General features: G+C 62.0%; 11 protein-coding genes. 6 read left to right on the forward strand and 5 right to left on the reverse strand.

Features of this window, described 5'->3' with window-relative positions; genetic code table 11:
- Positions 1-38: 38 nt before the first annotated feature.
- Together epd and M6G53_RS09990 are read right to left on the reverse strand one after the other, a co-directional pair.
- Entirely contained in the window at positions 39-1055 is a 1017-nt protein-coding gene (gene epd, locus M6G53_RS09985; RefSeq protein WP_004931582.1) for an erythrose-4-phosphate dehydrogenase, read from the reverse strand.
- Between the two features lie 313 nt (positions 1056-1368).
- Positions 1369-2328, reverse strand: a complete 960-nt coding sequence (locus M6G53_RS09990; RefSeq protein ID WP_366519488.1) for a LysR family transcriptional regulator — start codon at positions 2326-2328, stop codon at positions 1369-1371.
- A gap of 82 nt (positions 2329-2410) precedes the next feature.
- Here M6G53_RS09990 and M6G53_RS09995 point away from each other — a divergent pair, with 82 nt between their 5' ends.
- The 5 genes from M6G53_RS09995 to M6G53_RS10015 all read left to right on the forward strand — a co-directional run bounded on the left by M6G53_RS09995 (position 2411) and on the right by M6G53_RS10015 (position 9124).
- Complete coding sequence (locus M6G53_RS09995; protein WP_004931578.1) at positions 2411-3496, forward strand: tartrate dehydrogenase; 1086 nt, start codon at positions 2411-2413, stop codon at positions 3494-3496.
- Between the two features lie 363 nt (positions 3497-3859).
- Entirely contained in the window at positions 3860-5470 is a 1611-nt protein-coding gene (locus tag M6G53_RS10000) for a BCCT family transporter (RefSeq protein ID WP_049273776.1), read from the forward strand.
- 26 nt (positions 5471-5496) lie between these two features.
- Positions 5497-6621 (forward strand): aromatic ring-hydroxylating oxygenase subunit alpha, encoded by a 1125-nt coding sequence (locus M6G53_RS10005; RefSeq protein WP_253330937.1) that lies wholly within the window; start codon positions 5497-5499, stop codon positions 6619-6621.
- Positions 6622-6668: 47 nt separating this feature from the next.
- On the forward strand, positions 6669-8117 hold the full coding sequence (locus M6G53_RS10010; RefSeq protein WP_049199308.1) for an NAD-dependent succinate-semialdehyde dehydrogenase: 1449 nt from the start codon (positions 6669-6671) through the stop codon (positions 8115-8117).
- Between the two features lie 41 nt (positions 8118-8158).
- Positions 8159-9124 carry a PDR/VanB family oxidoreductase gene (locus tag M6G53_RS10015; protein ID WP_253330939.1) on the forward strand — a complete coding sequence of 322 codons (966 nt, stop codon included), beginning with the start codon at positions 8159-8161 and terminating at the stop codon, positions 9122-9124.
- 24 nt (positions 9125-9148) lie between these two features.
- On the opposite strand, the gene M6G53_RS10020 is transcribed toward M6G53_RS10015, so the two are convergent.
- The 3 genes from M6G53_RS10020 to M6G53_RS10030 form a co-directional block, all read right to left on the reverse strand.
- Positions 9149-10219 (reverse strand): ABC transporter ATP-binding protein, encoded by a 1071-nt coding sequence (locus M6G53_RS10020; protein ID WP_253330941.1) that lies wholly within the window; start codon positions 10217-10219, stop codon positions 9149-9151.
- Positions 10212-11981, reverse strand: coding sequence for an ABC transporter permease (locus M6G53_RS10025; RefSeq protein ID WP_253330943.1), 1770 nt, complete (start codon positions 11979-11981; stop codon positions 10212-10214). Before M6G53_RS10025 ends, M6G53_RS10020 begins: the two co-directional genes overlap by 8 nt.
- A gap of 78 nt (positions 11982-12059) precedes the next feature.
- The gene (locus M6G53_RS10030; protein WP_253330953.1) at positions 12060-13148 is read right to left on the reverse strand and encodes an ABC transporter substrate-binding protein; all 1089 of its coding nucleotides are present in this window, start codon (positions 13146-13148) and stop codon (positions 12060-12062) included.
- A gap of 555 nt (positions 13149-13703) precedes the next feature.
- Between M6G53_RS10030 and brnQ the strand changes: the two genes are divergently transcribed.
- Positions 13704-15026 (forward strand): branched-chain amino acid transport system II carrier protein, encoded by a 1323-nt coding sequence (gene brnQ / locus M6G53_RS10035; RefSeq protein ID WP_253330945.1) that lies wholly within the window; start codon positions 13704-13706, stop codon positions 15024-15026.
- The last annotated feature ends 168 nt before the right edge of the window (positions 15027-15194 follow it).

The raw sequence follows: 15194 nt of genomic DNA on the forward strand, positions 1-15194 counted from the left end.
TGCCTGAGCAGCGCGCCCGTCACGCCGGCGCCGCCGTACTAGAAACCGCTGGCGGCCATTGCCCGTGTGGTATCCAACATCCGATTGGCAAAGCCCCATTCATTGTCGCACCAGACCAAGGTCTTTATCAGGTGCTGCCCGCTGACCCGGGTCTGCGTACCGTCGACGATAGCGCTGTGCGGGTCATGGTTAAAATCGATCGAGACCAATGGTAATTCCGTGTAGTCAACTATACCACGAAATGACTCCCGTGCGGCCTTTTGCAACAGCTGGTTGACCTCCGCCACCTTCACCGCGGCGCTCACGCTGACGCTGAGATCGATAGCCGTCACGTTGATGGTCGGCACGCGCACCGAGATAGCCTCGAAGCGATCGCAAAACTGCGGGAAGATACGGGTGATGCCCGCGGCCAGCTTGGTGTCGACCGGAATGATCGACTGGCTCGCCGCACGGGTGCGCCGCAAATCCGCGTGATACGCGTCGATCACCGGCTGATCGTTCATCGCCGAGTGAATGGTGGTCACGGTGCCGGACTCGATGCTGTAGGCATCGTCCAGCAGCTTGATCACCGGAATAATGCAGTTGGTGGTGCACGAGGCGTTGGACACGATGCGATGTTCCGCCAACAGCGTCTGATGGTTGACGCCGAACACGATGGTGGCGTCCAGATCGTTGCCGCCCGGATGGGCGAACAGCACTTTCTTCGCCCCCGCCGCCAGATGGGCTTCGCCATCCGCCCGGCTGCCGTACACGCCGCTGCAGTCCAGCACCACGTCGACGCCCAGCTCGCCCCAGGGCAACTGCTCCACCGCCGGCTGATGCAACAGGCGAATCGCGTCGTCTCCGACGCTCAGCGTGTCGCACTCTTGCCGCACATCCCAGGCGAAGCGGCCGTGGCTGGAATCGTACTTCAGCAGATGGGCCATGCCCTCGGCGTTCGCCAGCTCGTTGATCGCCACCACGGAGATTTCCGCCCGTCGTCCCGATTCGTACAGTGCGCGCAATACGCTGCGGCCGATGCGGCCAAAGCCGTTTATCGCTATGCGGATGGTCATGCTGCTCCTGAAAAAGGGCCGTCCCCGCCGGGCTGACTCACCGGCGCCGGGCCGGCGCTGACTGGTTGTCTCACTAACCCGTATAGAGTAGTGGATCGCACCGCCCGCTGTGAATCGCCGCGTTTGCATTATTCCCGCGCTTCAGCGGCTTTTCGCCGCCTTCACATCGGCATTTCTGTCGAAGAGTGCCTCAACTGAAACGCTTCAGCTGAGCATAAACCAAAGTTTTGCCAAAAGGAACAGGTGCAACAGTTCTGCAAGTAACGGAGGGGAGTTTTACGAGCATAAGATGATCTGGCGCACATTTTTGGCCTCAAGGCCGCAGCGGATTTTCGCTCGCCGCTCCCGTTTCGCCGTAGTGCTCACGGAAATAGTCGCGCAAAAATTCGACCGTCACCCGCACTTTCGCCGACGTTGCCAGCCGGGAAACGTACACCGCCCAGATGTTGGCCGGCTGATGATACTCCGGCAGGATGTGCACCAGCCGGCCGCTGTCGATGTTCTCTTTCACGTCCCAGGCGGAACGCAGCGCGACGCCCTGCCCGTCCAGGCACCACTGGTGCACGATTTCGCCGTGGTTCGACGCCAGCGCCCCCGTCACCTTCACCGTCTCTTCACCGCCCGGCCCCTGCAACCGCCACAGCCCGAACGGGTGATCGCGCTCCTTGATCACCAGACAAGCGCGGCCCGCCAGCTCCGCCACGCTTTTCGGCACGCCGTGGCGCTGCAGATAGGCCGGTGAAGCGCACAGGATGCGCTGGTTGTCCGCCAGCTTGCGCGCGATCAGATTAGGGGCAATATCGTCGCCAATGCGGATATCCAGATCGAACCCTTCGCTGACCAGATCCACCAGCCGATCGGACACGTCGAGCCGCAGCTCCAGCTGCGGATACTCCCGCGCCAGCGCCGACAGCGCCGGGGCCACGAAGCGCCGGCCGAAGCCGAAGCTGCTGACCACGCGCAGCATGCCCTGCGGCGCCTGGCGCACTTCGGACAGCTCGTCCATCATCTGATCGACGTCGTTGAGAATGCGCTGCGCCCATTCGTAGATGCGTTCGCCGTCCTCGGTGATCGCCACCCGCCGCGTGGTGCGGTGCAGCAGCGACACGTCCAGCGCCTTCTCCAGCAACGCGATGCGTTTGCTGATAAAGGCCGGCGACACGCCCAGCTCTTCGGCGGCGGCGGCGAACCCGGCGCGGCGCGCCACCAGCACGAACACCCGCAGGTCACTCAGGATCGGCATATTGTTCATGATTCGTGTTTTATGTTTCACCGTTTTCGAGATTGATTAACAGTTAGTCAATTATAGGATAAGAGTGTTGTCAATCTCCCCTACCTACAAATGAGACCTCTGTATGAGCAAAACTTACAAGATTGCCGCTATCCCCGGGGACGGTATCGGGCGGGAAGTGTTGCCGGAAGGCATACGGGTATTGCAGGCGGCGGCGGCGCGCTGGGATCTTTCGCTGGAATTCGACACCTTCGAGTGGGCCAGCTGCGACTACTACCAGCACCACGGCCAGATGATGCCGGACGATTGGTTTGAGCAGCTCAAGGGCTTCGACGCCATCTACTTCGGCGCCGTCGGCTGGCCGGATACGGTGCCCGATCACATTTCGCTGTGGGGTTCACTGCTGAAATTCCGCCGCGACTTCGAGCAGTACGTCAACCTGCGCCCGGTCCGGCTGTTTCCCGGCGTGCCCTGCCCGCTGGCGAACAAACAGCCGGGCGATATCGATTTCTACGTGGTGCGCGAAAATACCGAAGGGGAATACTCCTCGCTCGGCGGGCGGATGTTCGAAGGCACCGAACGCGAGATGGTGATCCAGGAATCGGTTTTCACCCGCCAGGGCGTGGACCGCATCCTGAAGTACGCCTTCGAGCTGGCGCAGCAGCGCCCACGCAAACGCCTGACCGCCGCCACCAAATCTAACGGCATGGCCATCAGCATGCCGTACTGGGATGAGCGCGTGGCGGAGATGGCGCGCCAGTACCCCGATATCGCCTGGGACAAACAGCACATCGATATTCTGTGCGCGCGCTTCGTGCTGAACCCCGAACGCTTCGACGTGGTGGTCGCCTCCAACCTGTTCGGCGATATTTTGTCGGATCTCGGCCCGGCCTGCACCGGCACCATCGGCATTGCGCCGTCGGCCAACCTGAACCCGGAGCGCAACTTCCCGTCGCTGTTCGAACCGGTGCACGGCTCGGCGCCGGACATTTTCGGCAAGAACATCGCCAACCCGATCGCCATGATCTGGAGTGGCGCGATGATGCTGGACTTCCTCGGCGACGGCGATGCCCGTTACCGCCAGGCGCACGACGGCATCCTGCAGGCGATCGAGCGCATCATCGCCGACGGGCCGCGCACGCCGGACATGCGCGGCGATGCCTCCACCCAGCAAGTCGGCCAGGCGATCGCCGCCCTGCTGCAACGCTAAGCATCACCGGTTTTCCTGCGCAGGGCGCGTTTTCGCGCCCTGCTTTGCCACGTCCGTTTTTCCGCTTCGATCGCCGCCGCAAATCCGCTGAAAACCACCGCAGAAAGCACGCCAATACCCCGGTCAAGATCACAACAAATTGTTTACATACTGTGTTTTATCCTTTTACAGATGCCCCAATTGTGGCCCTCCTGTAATTTGTGCACACTCGAAAATGTTAATGAAGAGTAAATATTCCCAGCGCATTCTGCCGGGGCGTTTGCTCCTCGCGGTGTAACACAACAAAGGGTTCAAACCAATAAGGCCCGGACGCACCCTACGCTTCGCGCACCGGCCCACCACCGATAACAGGAGTTCACTCCCATGCAGAGCAACCCTAAAAAGGATGTCACGCTCATCGCCATCAGCCTGTGCAGTATTGCGCTGATCGCCATTTGCCTGATGCTCTTTCCGGCTCAATCCGCGCTTATCGCCAACACCATTTTCAACGGCGTCACCCGGCTGTTCGGTTCAACCATTCAAATCCTGGTGCTGATCGCCCTGCTGGTGGTGCTGTATCTGGCGTTGAGCAAATACGGCAACATCCGCCTCGGCGAAGGCAAACCGCAATACTCCACGCTGGCCTGGCTATTCATGTTCATCTGCGCCGGCCTCGGCTCGTCCACCCTGTATTGGGGGGTGATGGAATGGGCGTATTACTACCAGACGCCGGGGCTGAACATCGCGCCGCGCACTCCAAAGGCGCTGGAATACAGCATCAGCTACTCCTTCTTCCACTGGGGCCTGAGCGCCTGGGCGACCTATGCCCTCGCCTCGCTGATCATGGCCTACCACTTCCATGTGCGTAAGAACAAAGGGCTCAGCCTGTCGGGGATCATTTCCGCCATCACCGGCGTGCGCGCCAACGGCCCGATCGGGCGGATGGTGGATCTGATTTTCCTGGTCGCCACCGTCGGCGCCCTCACCATTTCGCTGGTGCTGACCGCCTCCACCTTTACTCGCGGGCTGACGGCGCTGACCGGCATCCCGGACAATTTCGTGGTGCAGGCAACGGTGATCCTGCTGGCGGCGGTGATTTTCTGCCTCAGCTCCTACATCGGCATCGACGGCGGCATGCAGCGCCTGAGCAAAATGGTCGGCTGGGGCGCTTTCGTCTTCGCCGGGCTGGTGCTGCTGGTCGGCCCCACTGAGTTCACCATCAACAACACCATCAACGCCATCGGCCTGACCGCGCAAAACTTCCTGCAGATGAGCCTGTTCACCGATCCGATGGGCGACGGCAGCTTCAGCCGCAGCTGGACGGTGTTCTACTGGCTGTGGTGGATCTCCTATACCCCGGGCGTGGCGATGTTCGTCACCCGCGTCTCGCGCGGCCGCAAGATTAAAGAGGTGATCTGGGCGCTGTTGCTCGGCAGCACCCTCGGCTGCTGGTTCTTCTTCGGCTCGCTGGAAAGCTACGCCATGCACCAGTTCATCAGCGGGCAGCTCAACGTGCCGGAGATCCTCAGCACCCAGGGCGGCGAAACCGCCGTGCAGATGCTGCTGACGGCGCTGCCGCTCGGCAAGCTGTTCCTGGCCGCCTATCTGTTCATCATGATTATTTTCCTGGCCTCGCACATGGACGCGGTGGCCTACACCATGGCCGCCACCAGCACCCGCAACCTGCAGGAGGGGCAAGATCCCAGCCCGATGCTGCGCCTGTTCTGGTGCGTGGTGATCACCCTGATCCCGCTGTCGATCCTGTTCACCGGCGCCTCGCTGGACACCATGAAAACCACGGTGATCCTGACCGCGCTGCCGTTCCTGCTGGTGCTGCTGGTGAAAACCTACGGCTTTGCCCGCTGGCTGAAGCAGGACTATGCGGCCATTCCGGCTCACCTGATCGAAAGCAGCGCGCCGGCGCTGCCCGAGGCGCCGCCGGCCGCCGAACTCTCCGCTCCATCGTCGTATCAACCGCGCCCTATGGCGAAATGACAATAAGAAAAGAGGAAGGTTAACTTATGAGCACTCTGATCCCTGAATTTACCTTACCGAAAGATTTCTGCGCCGACGCCCGCGAGGCTTACACCATTCCGGCCCGGTTCTATACCCACCAGGCGGCGTTCGAGCACGAAAAAGAGCAGGTGTTCGCCACCAGTTGGATCTGCGTGGCGCACCGCAGCGAGCTCGCCGAACCGAACGACTACATTACCCGCGAGATCATCAGTGAAAACATTCTGGTGGTGCGTGGCCGCGACAAAGTGCTGCGCGCCTTTTACAACGTCTGCCCGCACCGCGGCCACCAGTTACTGGCGGGCGACGGCCGGGCGAAAAACGTCATCACCTGCCCTTATCACGCCTGGGCGTTCAAGCTGGACGGCGAACTGGCGCACGCGCGCAACTGCGAAAACGTGCAGAACTTCGATAAGGAAAACTCGCACCTGATGCCGGTGCGGGTCGAAGAGTACGCCGGGTTTATTTACGTCAATCTGGACTCGCAGGCCGGGACGGTGGAAGACCAACTGCCGGGCCTCGGCGCCAAAGTGCGCGAAGCCTGCCCACAGGTAGACGATCTCAAGCTGGCGGCGCGCTTCGTCACCCGTACCCCGGCCAACTGGAAGAATATCGTCGACAACTACCTCGAGTGCTACCACTGCGGCCCGGCACACCCCGGCTTCGCCGACTCGGTGCAGGTCGACCGCTACTGGCACACCCTGCACGGCAACTGGACGCTGCAGTTCGGCTACGCCCGCCCTTCCGAGCAGTCGTTCAAGTTTGAAGAGGGTAAAGAAGCCAGCTTCCACGGCATCTGGCTGTGGCCGTGCACCATGTTCAACATGCCGCCGCTGGAAGGCATGATGACGGTGATCTATGAGTTCCCGGTCGATGCGGAAACCACCCTGCAGCACTACGACATCTATTTTACCAACACCGATTTGAGCGACGAGCAGCTCAAACTGATCGACTGGTACCGCGACGTGTTCCGCCCGGAAGACCTGCGGCTGGTGGAGAGCGTGCAAAAAGGCCTCAAATCGCGCGGCTATCGCGGCCAGGGGCGCATCATGGCCGACGGCGCCGGCAGCGGCGTCAGCGAACACGGCATCGCCCACTTCCACAACCTGCTGGCGCAGGTTTATCAACCCTGATGCGACGGGGCCCACGGGCCCCCTCCCCCTGACTTGTGAGGTTCTTTGTGAATATTTCCGATCGGGCGCTATTCCGCCAACAGGCCTACATCAACGGCCAATGGCGCGACGCCGACAACCAGGAAACCCTGCCGGTGAGCGATCCCGCCACCGGCCAACTCATCGGCAGCGTGCCCAACATGGCAACGGCCGAAACCCAACGGGCGATCGACGCCGCCCAGCAGGCGCTGGAAGGCTGGCGCGCGCTGCCGGCACAGCAACGCGCGCAGCTGCTGCGCCGCTGGTTCGAACTGATGCTGGAACACCAGCAGGATCTGGCCAGCCTGATGACGCTGGAGCAAGGCAAGCCGCTGGCGGAGTCGCTGGGCGAGATCCGCTACGCCGCCTCCTTTATCGAATGGTTCGCCGAACAGGCCAAGCGCACCAATGGCGACATCATTCCCTCGCCGAGCGGCGATAAGCGCCTGATGGTGCTGAAGCAGGGCATCGGCGTGTGCGCGGCGATCACGCCCTGGAACTTCCCGGCAGCGATGATCACCCGCAAGGCCGCGCCGGCGCTGGCGGCCGGCTGCACGCTGGTGGTCAAACCCGCCAACGAAACCCCTTATTCGGCGCTGGCGATGGCCGAGCTGGCCGAGCGCGCCGGCATTCCCGCCGGGGTGTTCAACGTGGTGACCGGCAACTCGCAGGCGATCGGCGCCGAGCTGACCCGTCACCCGCAGGTGCGCAAGCTGAGCTTTACCGGCTCCACGCCGGTGGGCCGTCTGCTGATGCGCCAGAGCTCGGACACCATCAAAAAGGTGTCGCTGGAGCTGGGCGGCAATGCACCGTTCATCGTGTTTGACGATGCCGACATCGATGCCGCGGTGGAAGGCGCGCTGATCGCCAAATACCGCAACGCCGGGCAGACCTGCGTTTGCGTCAATCGGTTCTACGTGCAGCGCGGCGTTTACCCACAGTTCGCCGAGAAGTTTGTCGCCCGCGTGGCGGCGCTGCAGGTCGGCAACGGCTTCGAACCCGGCGTGCAGATCGGCCCGCTGATCAACCGCAAGGCGCGCGACAAGGTGCTGGAGCTGCTCGATGACGCGCTGAGCAAAGGCGCTCAGGTGCTGACCGGCGCCACACCGCACGCGCTGGGCGGCAACTTCTTTACCCCGACGGTGCTGGGCGACGTGCAACCCGGCTCGTTGCTGCTGGAAGAAGAGATCTTTGGCCCGGTCGCGCCGCTGGTGGTGTTCGATGACGAAGCCGAGGCGATCCGCCAGGCCAACGACACCATCTACGGCTTGGCCGCCTACTTCTACACCCGCGATGCGGCGCGCATCTGGCGCGTTTCGGAGCGGCTTGAGTACGGCATGGTCGGCATCAATACCGGCCTTATCTCCAACGAGGTAGCCCCGTTCGGCGGGGTGAAACAGTCGGGTCTGGGGCGTGAAGGCTCCGAATACGGCATCGAAGACTATCTGGAGCTCAAATACCTGTGCCAGGCGGTATAACTTTTTCATGCGCGGGGACGCCCGCGCTTTGGAGCCAATGAATGACCAGCTATCAGATGCTTGCTGTTCGCGTCGTCGACATCGAACCCGTCACCGCGCAGGTCAAGCGCTTTACCCTGGCGGATCCGCAAGGCCGACCGCTACCCGCCTTCAGCGGCGGCAGCCACATCATCGTGCAGATGCAGGACGGCGAGCAACGCTACAGCAACGCCTATTCGCTGCTGAGCTCACCGTTCGAGCTCGACCGTTATCAGATCGCCGTGCGCCGCGAGTCTCCCTCCAAAGGCGGTTCCGACTTCATGCACGATCGGCTGGCGATCGGCGATACGCTGACCATCAGCACCCCCAATAACCTGTTCGCGCTGGCGCCGGAGGCGCAGCATCACGTGCTGATCGCCGGCGGCATCGGCATCACGCCGTTTATGGCCCATCTGCACGAGCTGCAGCGCAGCGGCCAGCGCTATCATCTGCACTACTGCTTCCACAGCGAGGAACACAACGCCTTCCAGCAGCAGCTGACGCAAGCGCCGTTCACCGACAACGTCAGTTGCCATGTCTCCAGCCTTAACGGCCGGTTGGATCTGGCGCGCACGCTGGCCGACGTGGAGCCCGGCGCCCATATCTATGTCTGCGGCCCGGCGGCGCTGAACGAAGCGGTTTACCGGATCGCTGCCGAACAGGGTATCAGCGCCGATCGCTTGCACAGCGAAGCCTTCGCCGCCGAAGACACGGCGGGCGGCGCCTTTACGCTGGTGCTGGCCCGGTCGGGCATTGAGCTTGAAGTGGCGCAAGACATGACCATCCTGCAGGCGCTGGAAAACAGCAAGGCGGCCAGGGTCGAGTGCCTGTGCCGCGAAGGCATTTGCGGCACCTGCGAAACCCGCATCGTCGAGGGGGAAGCCGATCACCGCGATCAGTATCTCAGTGACGAAGAGCGCGCGGCGCAGCAAACCCTGTTGATCTGCTGCTCGCGCGCCAAAGGCAGCCGGCTGGTGCTGGATCTGTAAACGGAGCGCCCGCGGGCGCCCTGACTAGGCTTTCGGGAATATCCACAGATGCTCGGCCGGCAGGGAGAGCCGGCACAGCGCCCGATCGCGCGCTTCGTGACCATAGGCGCGCACCACGAAATCCTCGGCCACGGTGCGGAACAGGTACTCCCAGCGATCGCCGAGATACATGCTGGTCAGCAACGGCAGCTCAAGCTGATTACCCTGTGGATCTTCGCCCAACCGCACGCGCTCCACGCGGATCACCGCCGAGCCCTCCTGCCCGACCTGCACACCTTCGCCCGCTTTGCCCCACAGCGCCCAGTCCTTGCCTTCGATGCGCGCCCGGCCGTCTTCCAGCGCCACGATCTTGCCCGGCAAACGGTTGTTGCTGCCCATGAACTCGGCGGTGAACAGCGTGGTGGGCGAACCGTACATCTCCTGCGGCGTGCCCTGCTGCTCGATTTTGCCGTTATTGAGCAGCAGGATGCGATCGGAAATGGCCATCGCCTCGTTTTGATCGTGAGTCACCATCAGCGCCGACAGGCCGAGCTTGATGATCAATTCGCGCAGGAATACCCGCGCCTCTTCGCGCAGCTTGGCGTCAAGGTTGGACAGCGGCTCGTCCAGCAGGATCACCGGCGGGTTGTAGACCAGCGCACGCCCGATCGCCACGCGCTGCTGCTGGCCGCCGGAAAGCTGGTGCGGATGCCGCCTGGCCAAATGCCCCAACCCGAGCTGATCCAGCACCGCCTGTACCCGCTGGGTGATTTCCGCCGAGGCGGTCTTGCGCAGCTTCAGCGGGTAAGCGACGTTCTCAAACACCGTTTTATGCGGCCACAGCGCGTAGGACTGAAACACCAGCCCCAGGTTGCGCTCTTCGGCGGGAATTTCGCTGCGCGCGCTGCCGTTGTACACCGCGCTGTTGCCAATGATAATCCGCCCCTGGCTCGGTTTCTCCAGCCCGGCCACCGCCCGCAGCAGCGTGGTTTTGCCGCTGCCCGACGGGCCTAGCAGCGAGACCACTTCGCCCCGTTTCAGCTCCATCGACACCCCTTTCAGAACCGGGTTGTCGCCATAGGTCAAATGCAGATTCTCTACCGAAAGTTCAATCATGTAATTTCACTCCAAAGCGCAAGGCGATCCCTAACCCCAGCACCACCAGCAGGATATTGATGAACGACAGCGCGGCGACGATATCGATAGCGCCCGCGGCCCACAGGGAAACCAGCATCGAGCCGATGGTTTCCGTGCCCGGAGACAGCAGATACACCCCGGTAGAATATTCGCGTTCAAAAATCAGGAACATCAGCAGCCAGGAGCCAATCAGGCCGTAGCGCGACAGCGGAATGGTGACGTGGCGGGTGATCTGCCCGCGGCTGGCGCCGGCGCTGCGCGCCGCCTCCTCCAGCTCCGGCCCCACCTGCAGCAGCGTGGACGAGATCAGCCGCAGGCCGTAAGCCATCCACACCACGGTGTACGCCAGCCAGACGCTGAAGATGGTGCTGCGCAGCGAACGCAGCCAGACGATCCCGTTAGCACGCAGCCACTCGGCCATCGGCAGCGCCGACAGCCAGCCCTCCTTGAGCGATTTGTCCAGCCACATCGGCAGGAACAGAAACACCCACAGGAACGCCAGACCGGCCAGCAGCCCCGGCACCGCACGCGGCACCAGCACGCTGTAGTCGAGGAAGCGCGTGGCGCCATCCGGCTTGCGGTGCATGGCGATGCCGATAAACAGGTAGCACGCCACCGCCAGCGCCCCGCCGATCACCCCGATCGCCATCGAGTTGACGATGGCACGCAGCAGGTTGGGCTGCGCCCAGATGATGCGGAAGGTGTTGATCGACAGCTCGTCCCAAACAGACACGCCCACGCCCCAGTTGGAGATAAAGGCGCGCAGCACCACGCCGATCAGCGGCACGCCGATGGTGACGGTCAGCCAAAATACCACCACCGCGCCGGCCACCCAGCGCCATTTGCCCAGCGGCAGCGCGCGGGCCTGCGAGGCTTTGCCCTTGACGGTGACGAAGCGGTTGGCGGTGCGCATCAGCCGGCGCTGCAACATCACCAACGGAATAGTGATACAGATCAGCACCACCGCCACCGCCGCCATCAAGTGGTAAGACGGCGTGCCCAGCTTGTTGGTCAACTGGTACAGGTAGGTCGCCAGCACCAGGTTGCCCTCCGGATCCCCCAACACCAGCATCAGGCCGAACACTTCCAGCCCGAGGAAGAACAGCAGCACCCCGGCATACAGGATAGACGGCCGCACCATCGGCAGGCTGACGGCGGTCATGACCTGCAGCGGCGTGGCGCCGGCGGTGCGCGCCGCTTCTTCAACGTCGGAACCCACGCTGCGCAGCGCCGAGGAGATATACAGGTACGCGTGGGGCACGTGCGTCAATCCGGCAATCACCACGATGCTGGCCATCGAATAGATGTTCCACGGCACGAAGCCCAGCAGCGCTTCCGCCCACAGCGAGAAGAAGCCCACCGGCCCCGCCGCCACCACATAGCCGAAGCCCAGCACCATCGGCGACACGAAGATCGGCACCAGAATCAGCGGCTCGATGATCCGCCGCCCCGGCAGATCGGTGCGCACCATCAGGAAGGCCAAAATGCCGCCGAGCGGGATAGCGATGATCACCAGCCCGAATGCCAGAATAAAGCCGCTCTTCAGCGCCTTGTAGAAATCCGGATCGGTAAAGATGAACTCGAAGGCCTCCAGGCTGAAGACCTTGGAGGGCGAGAAAAACGGTGCCGAGAGGAAGCTTTGAATGATGATAAACGACAGGGGGACATAGATAACCAGCGCGGTTATCAACACCACCAGGCCGCGCGGCAGGCTCTGCCACTTTCTGCGCCATGCTTGCATAAATGCTCCCTATGGTTGTAAACGACGACCAAAGGGCGCGCGCCTGTGCGGCAGGCGCGCGTCCGAATGCAGTCCCTGTTATTTCGCCGCAGCGGCGCGCCACTGTTTGATGTAGTCGAGGCGTTTGGCCGGCTGCAGGTATTCCAGCAGGCTGTCGTCGACCGGGATCGGTTTAAGCGCGTTGCCCAGCAACTTGGTCATGCCGTCGATGTCGTTCTTGCCTTCGATATCGTTGCGGATCGAGGGGATATCCGCCTGATTGGCGAGAATATTTTGCCCTTTCTCCGACAGCACGTAGTCGAACCACAGCTTGGCGGCGTTAGGATTGCCGGCCTCTTTGCTGATGAAGCTCACCCGCGACAGCACCAGGGTATAGTCTTTCGGATAGACGATGCCGAGCGACGGGTCGCTTTTGGCGCGGGCCTCGGCGTACGAACCGAGGATATTGAAGCCGATCAGGTTTTCACCGGAGGAGACGCGCTCCATCATGGTGCCGGTGGAGGATTGTACCGCCAGCCCGCCCTTGGCCACGTCGGCCAGCGTTTTGAAGTAATTAGGATCGGCCTTGAAGTCCTGCACCGACAGCATGAAGCCGACGCCAGATTTTTCGATGTCGTACGTGGTGACTTTCTTCTTGAATTTGTCCGTCTGGCCGGCGATCAGTTTAGCCAGCGCCGCGTGCGAATCCGGCACATCGCCTTGCGGGATCAGGCGTTTGTTATAGATAAATACCACCGGCTCATAGGTGGTGCCATACACCTTATTTTGCCATACCGCCCATTTCGGCAGCTGAGCCTGCTCGGGGGAGGCGTATTCCTGCGCGTAGTCGCCCGCCAGTTTCAAAATGGTGTCCATCGACGAGCTCCACACCACGTCGCCGCTGGTGCCGCCGGCCGCCTGCTCGCTGATGAAGCGGTTATACAGTTCGGTACTGTTCATGTCGTTGTATTCCACCTTGATGCCCGGATACAACGCCTCGAACCCCTGGATCAGCGGCGCCGCCGCCTTGGTGTCGGTGGTCGAGTAAATCACCACCTTGCCTTCTTTCTTCGCGCCGTCGACCCGTTTCTGATAGTCGGCGGGGTAGCCCGCCGGGAAGGCCGCATAGGCGGAAGCGGTGCCCAGTAAGGTGATTGCAGCTACGGTCGCGCTGATTTTTTTCATCATCATCCATCCCCTTATCACATTTAATAAACCAAAAATTAACATATAGTTAATAAGTGTGACGAGGCAATGGCATTGCTTTGTTATCTTTCGGTTTTGTGAGATTGGACGTTTTTTAGCCAACAAAAAAGCCCGGCAGCACGGGCTTTACGGCACTTCCTGTCGCAGACTCTTCGGCCAGGCGAGGGCGCCCCCTGCAACGTCAGGACAAACGCCGGCATTCGCCCCGCGCTATGCCGTTCTTTTCACCCGCAAACCGGCCGAAGATGGCCACCTCTCCTTCGCGCAAGACTCTTTCAAGCCGCATATCGAAATCCCGCTGTCGATAAACAGGGTGGCGCGCGAGCTAGCACACAGCCGGGCGGCCGCCATGAATTTGTTCGGCCGGTTCACGCCAGGATAAACAGCGCTGGATTAATCAGGTTTTTGTCGCCGAATTATTATATCCTGCCGGACGAAAATTTTGCGGGCGCTCGCTGCCCTCTGCGCCTGCCCTCTGCAGTTATCCATTCCGCAGCAGGCCGTTTATTTCATGAATACAGGCAGTGCCATACCGTTATGACCAAGAATTTATCCCCGAAAGACATTATCGCCCTGGGCTTTATGACCTTCGCCCTGTTTGTCGGCGCCGGCAACATCATTTTCCCCCCGCTGGTGGGGCTGCAGTCCGGCGGGCATCTGTGGCCGGCCGCCCTCGGATTTATGGTGACCGCCGTCGCCCTGCCGGTGATCGCCGTGATCGCGCTGGCGCGCGTCGGCGGCAGCATCAGCCTGCTGACCGGCCCCATCGGCCGCACCGCCGGCCTGCTGTTGGCGACCGTCTGCTATCTGGCGCTCGGCCCGCTGTTCGCCACGCCGCGAACCGCCAATGTCTCTTTCGCCCTCGGCATCGCGCCCTTCACCGGCGACGGCGCCCTGCCGCAGTTCATCTACAGCCTGCTGTTCTTTACCCTGGCGATGATCGTCTCGCTGTATCCCGGCCGGTTGCTCGATAACGTCGGCCATATTCTGGCGCCGCTGAAAATCCTGGCGCTGGCCGCGCTCGGCATCGCTGCCCTGGTTTGGCCCGCCGGTGAACCGGTCTCCGCCGTCGGCAGCTATCAGGCATCGGCGTTTTCCACCGGCTTCGTGCAGGGTTATCAAACCATGGACACACTGTCGGCACTGATGTTCGGCTCGATTATCGTCACCGCCGCCCGCTCGCGCGGCGTCAGCGACAGCGGCCTGCTGCTGCGCTACACCCTGTGGGCCAGCCTGATCGCCGGCGTCGGCCTGACGCTGGTCTATATCTGCATGTTCAAACTTGGCGCCGGCAGCGGCAGCCTGGTCGGGAGTGGCGCTCAGGATGGCGCGGCAATCCTGCACGCTTATGTGCAACACACCTTTGGCGATCTGGGCAGCGTCTTTATGGCGGTGCTGATGTTCATCGCCTGCCTGGTGACGGCGGTCGGCATGACCTGCGCCTGCGCGGACTTCTTCTCTCGCTACCTGCCGCTCTCTTACCGCACGCTGGTGGTTATCCTCGCCCTCTTCGCCATGCTGGTCTCCAACATGGGGCTGGCCAACCTGATCCGCGTCTCGCTGCCGGTGCTGACGGCGATCTACCCGCCCTGCATCGCGCTGGTGTTGCTCAGCTTCAGCCAGAACCGCTGGCGCAGCGCCAAGCGCGTGTTCGCGCCGGTGATCGCCACCAGCCTGGTGTTTGGCCTCGCCGACGGCCTGCAGGCCTCCAGCTTCAGCGGCCTGCTGCCCGCCTGGTTCGATAAGCTGCCGCTGGCCGAACAGGGTCTGGTCTGGTTGCAACCTACGCTGCTGGTGCTGTTGCTGGCGGCGGCTTACGACCGGTTGCGCAGCGTCGAAAGCGCCAACGCCGCGTCGTAAGCGCGGGTTCCGCCCATAAAAAAAAGCCGGTCACGATGACCTAATGCCGATCGTTTAAGAACACTTGAACGATCCACTCAGTAAGAGACAATCCGGATTCAGCCCTCTGATTCCGGATTTTTTTATGTCTGAACACGATATGGATTTCGTTGTTGATGTTTGCCCTTC

This window comes from Serratia nevei (assembly GCF_024160145.1).
Taxonomy (GTDB): Bacteria; Pseudomonadota; Gammaproteobacteria; order Enterobacterales; family Enterobacteriaceae; genus Serratia; species Serratia nevei_A.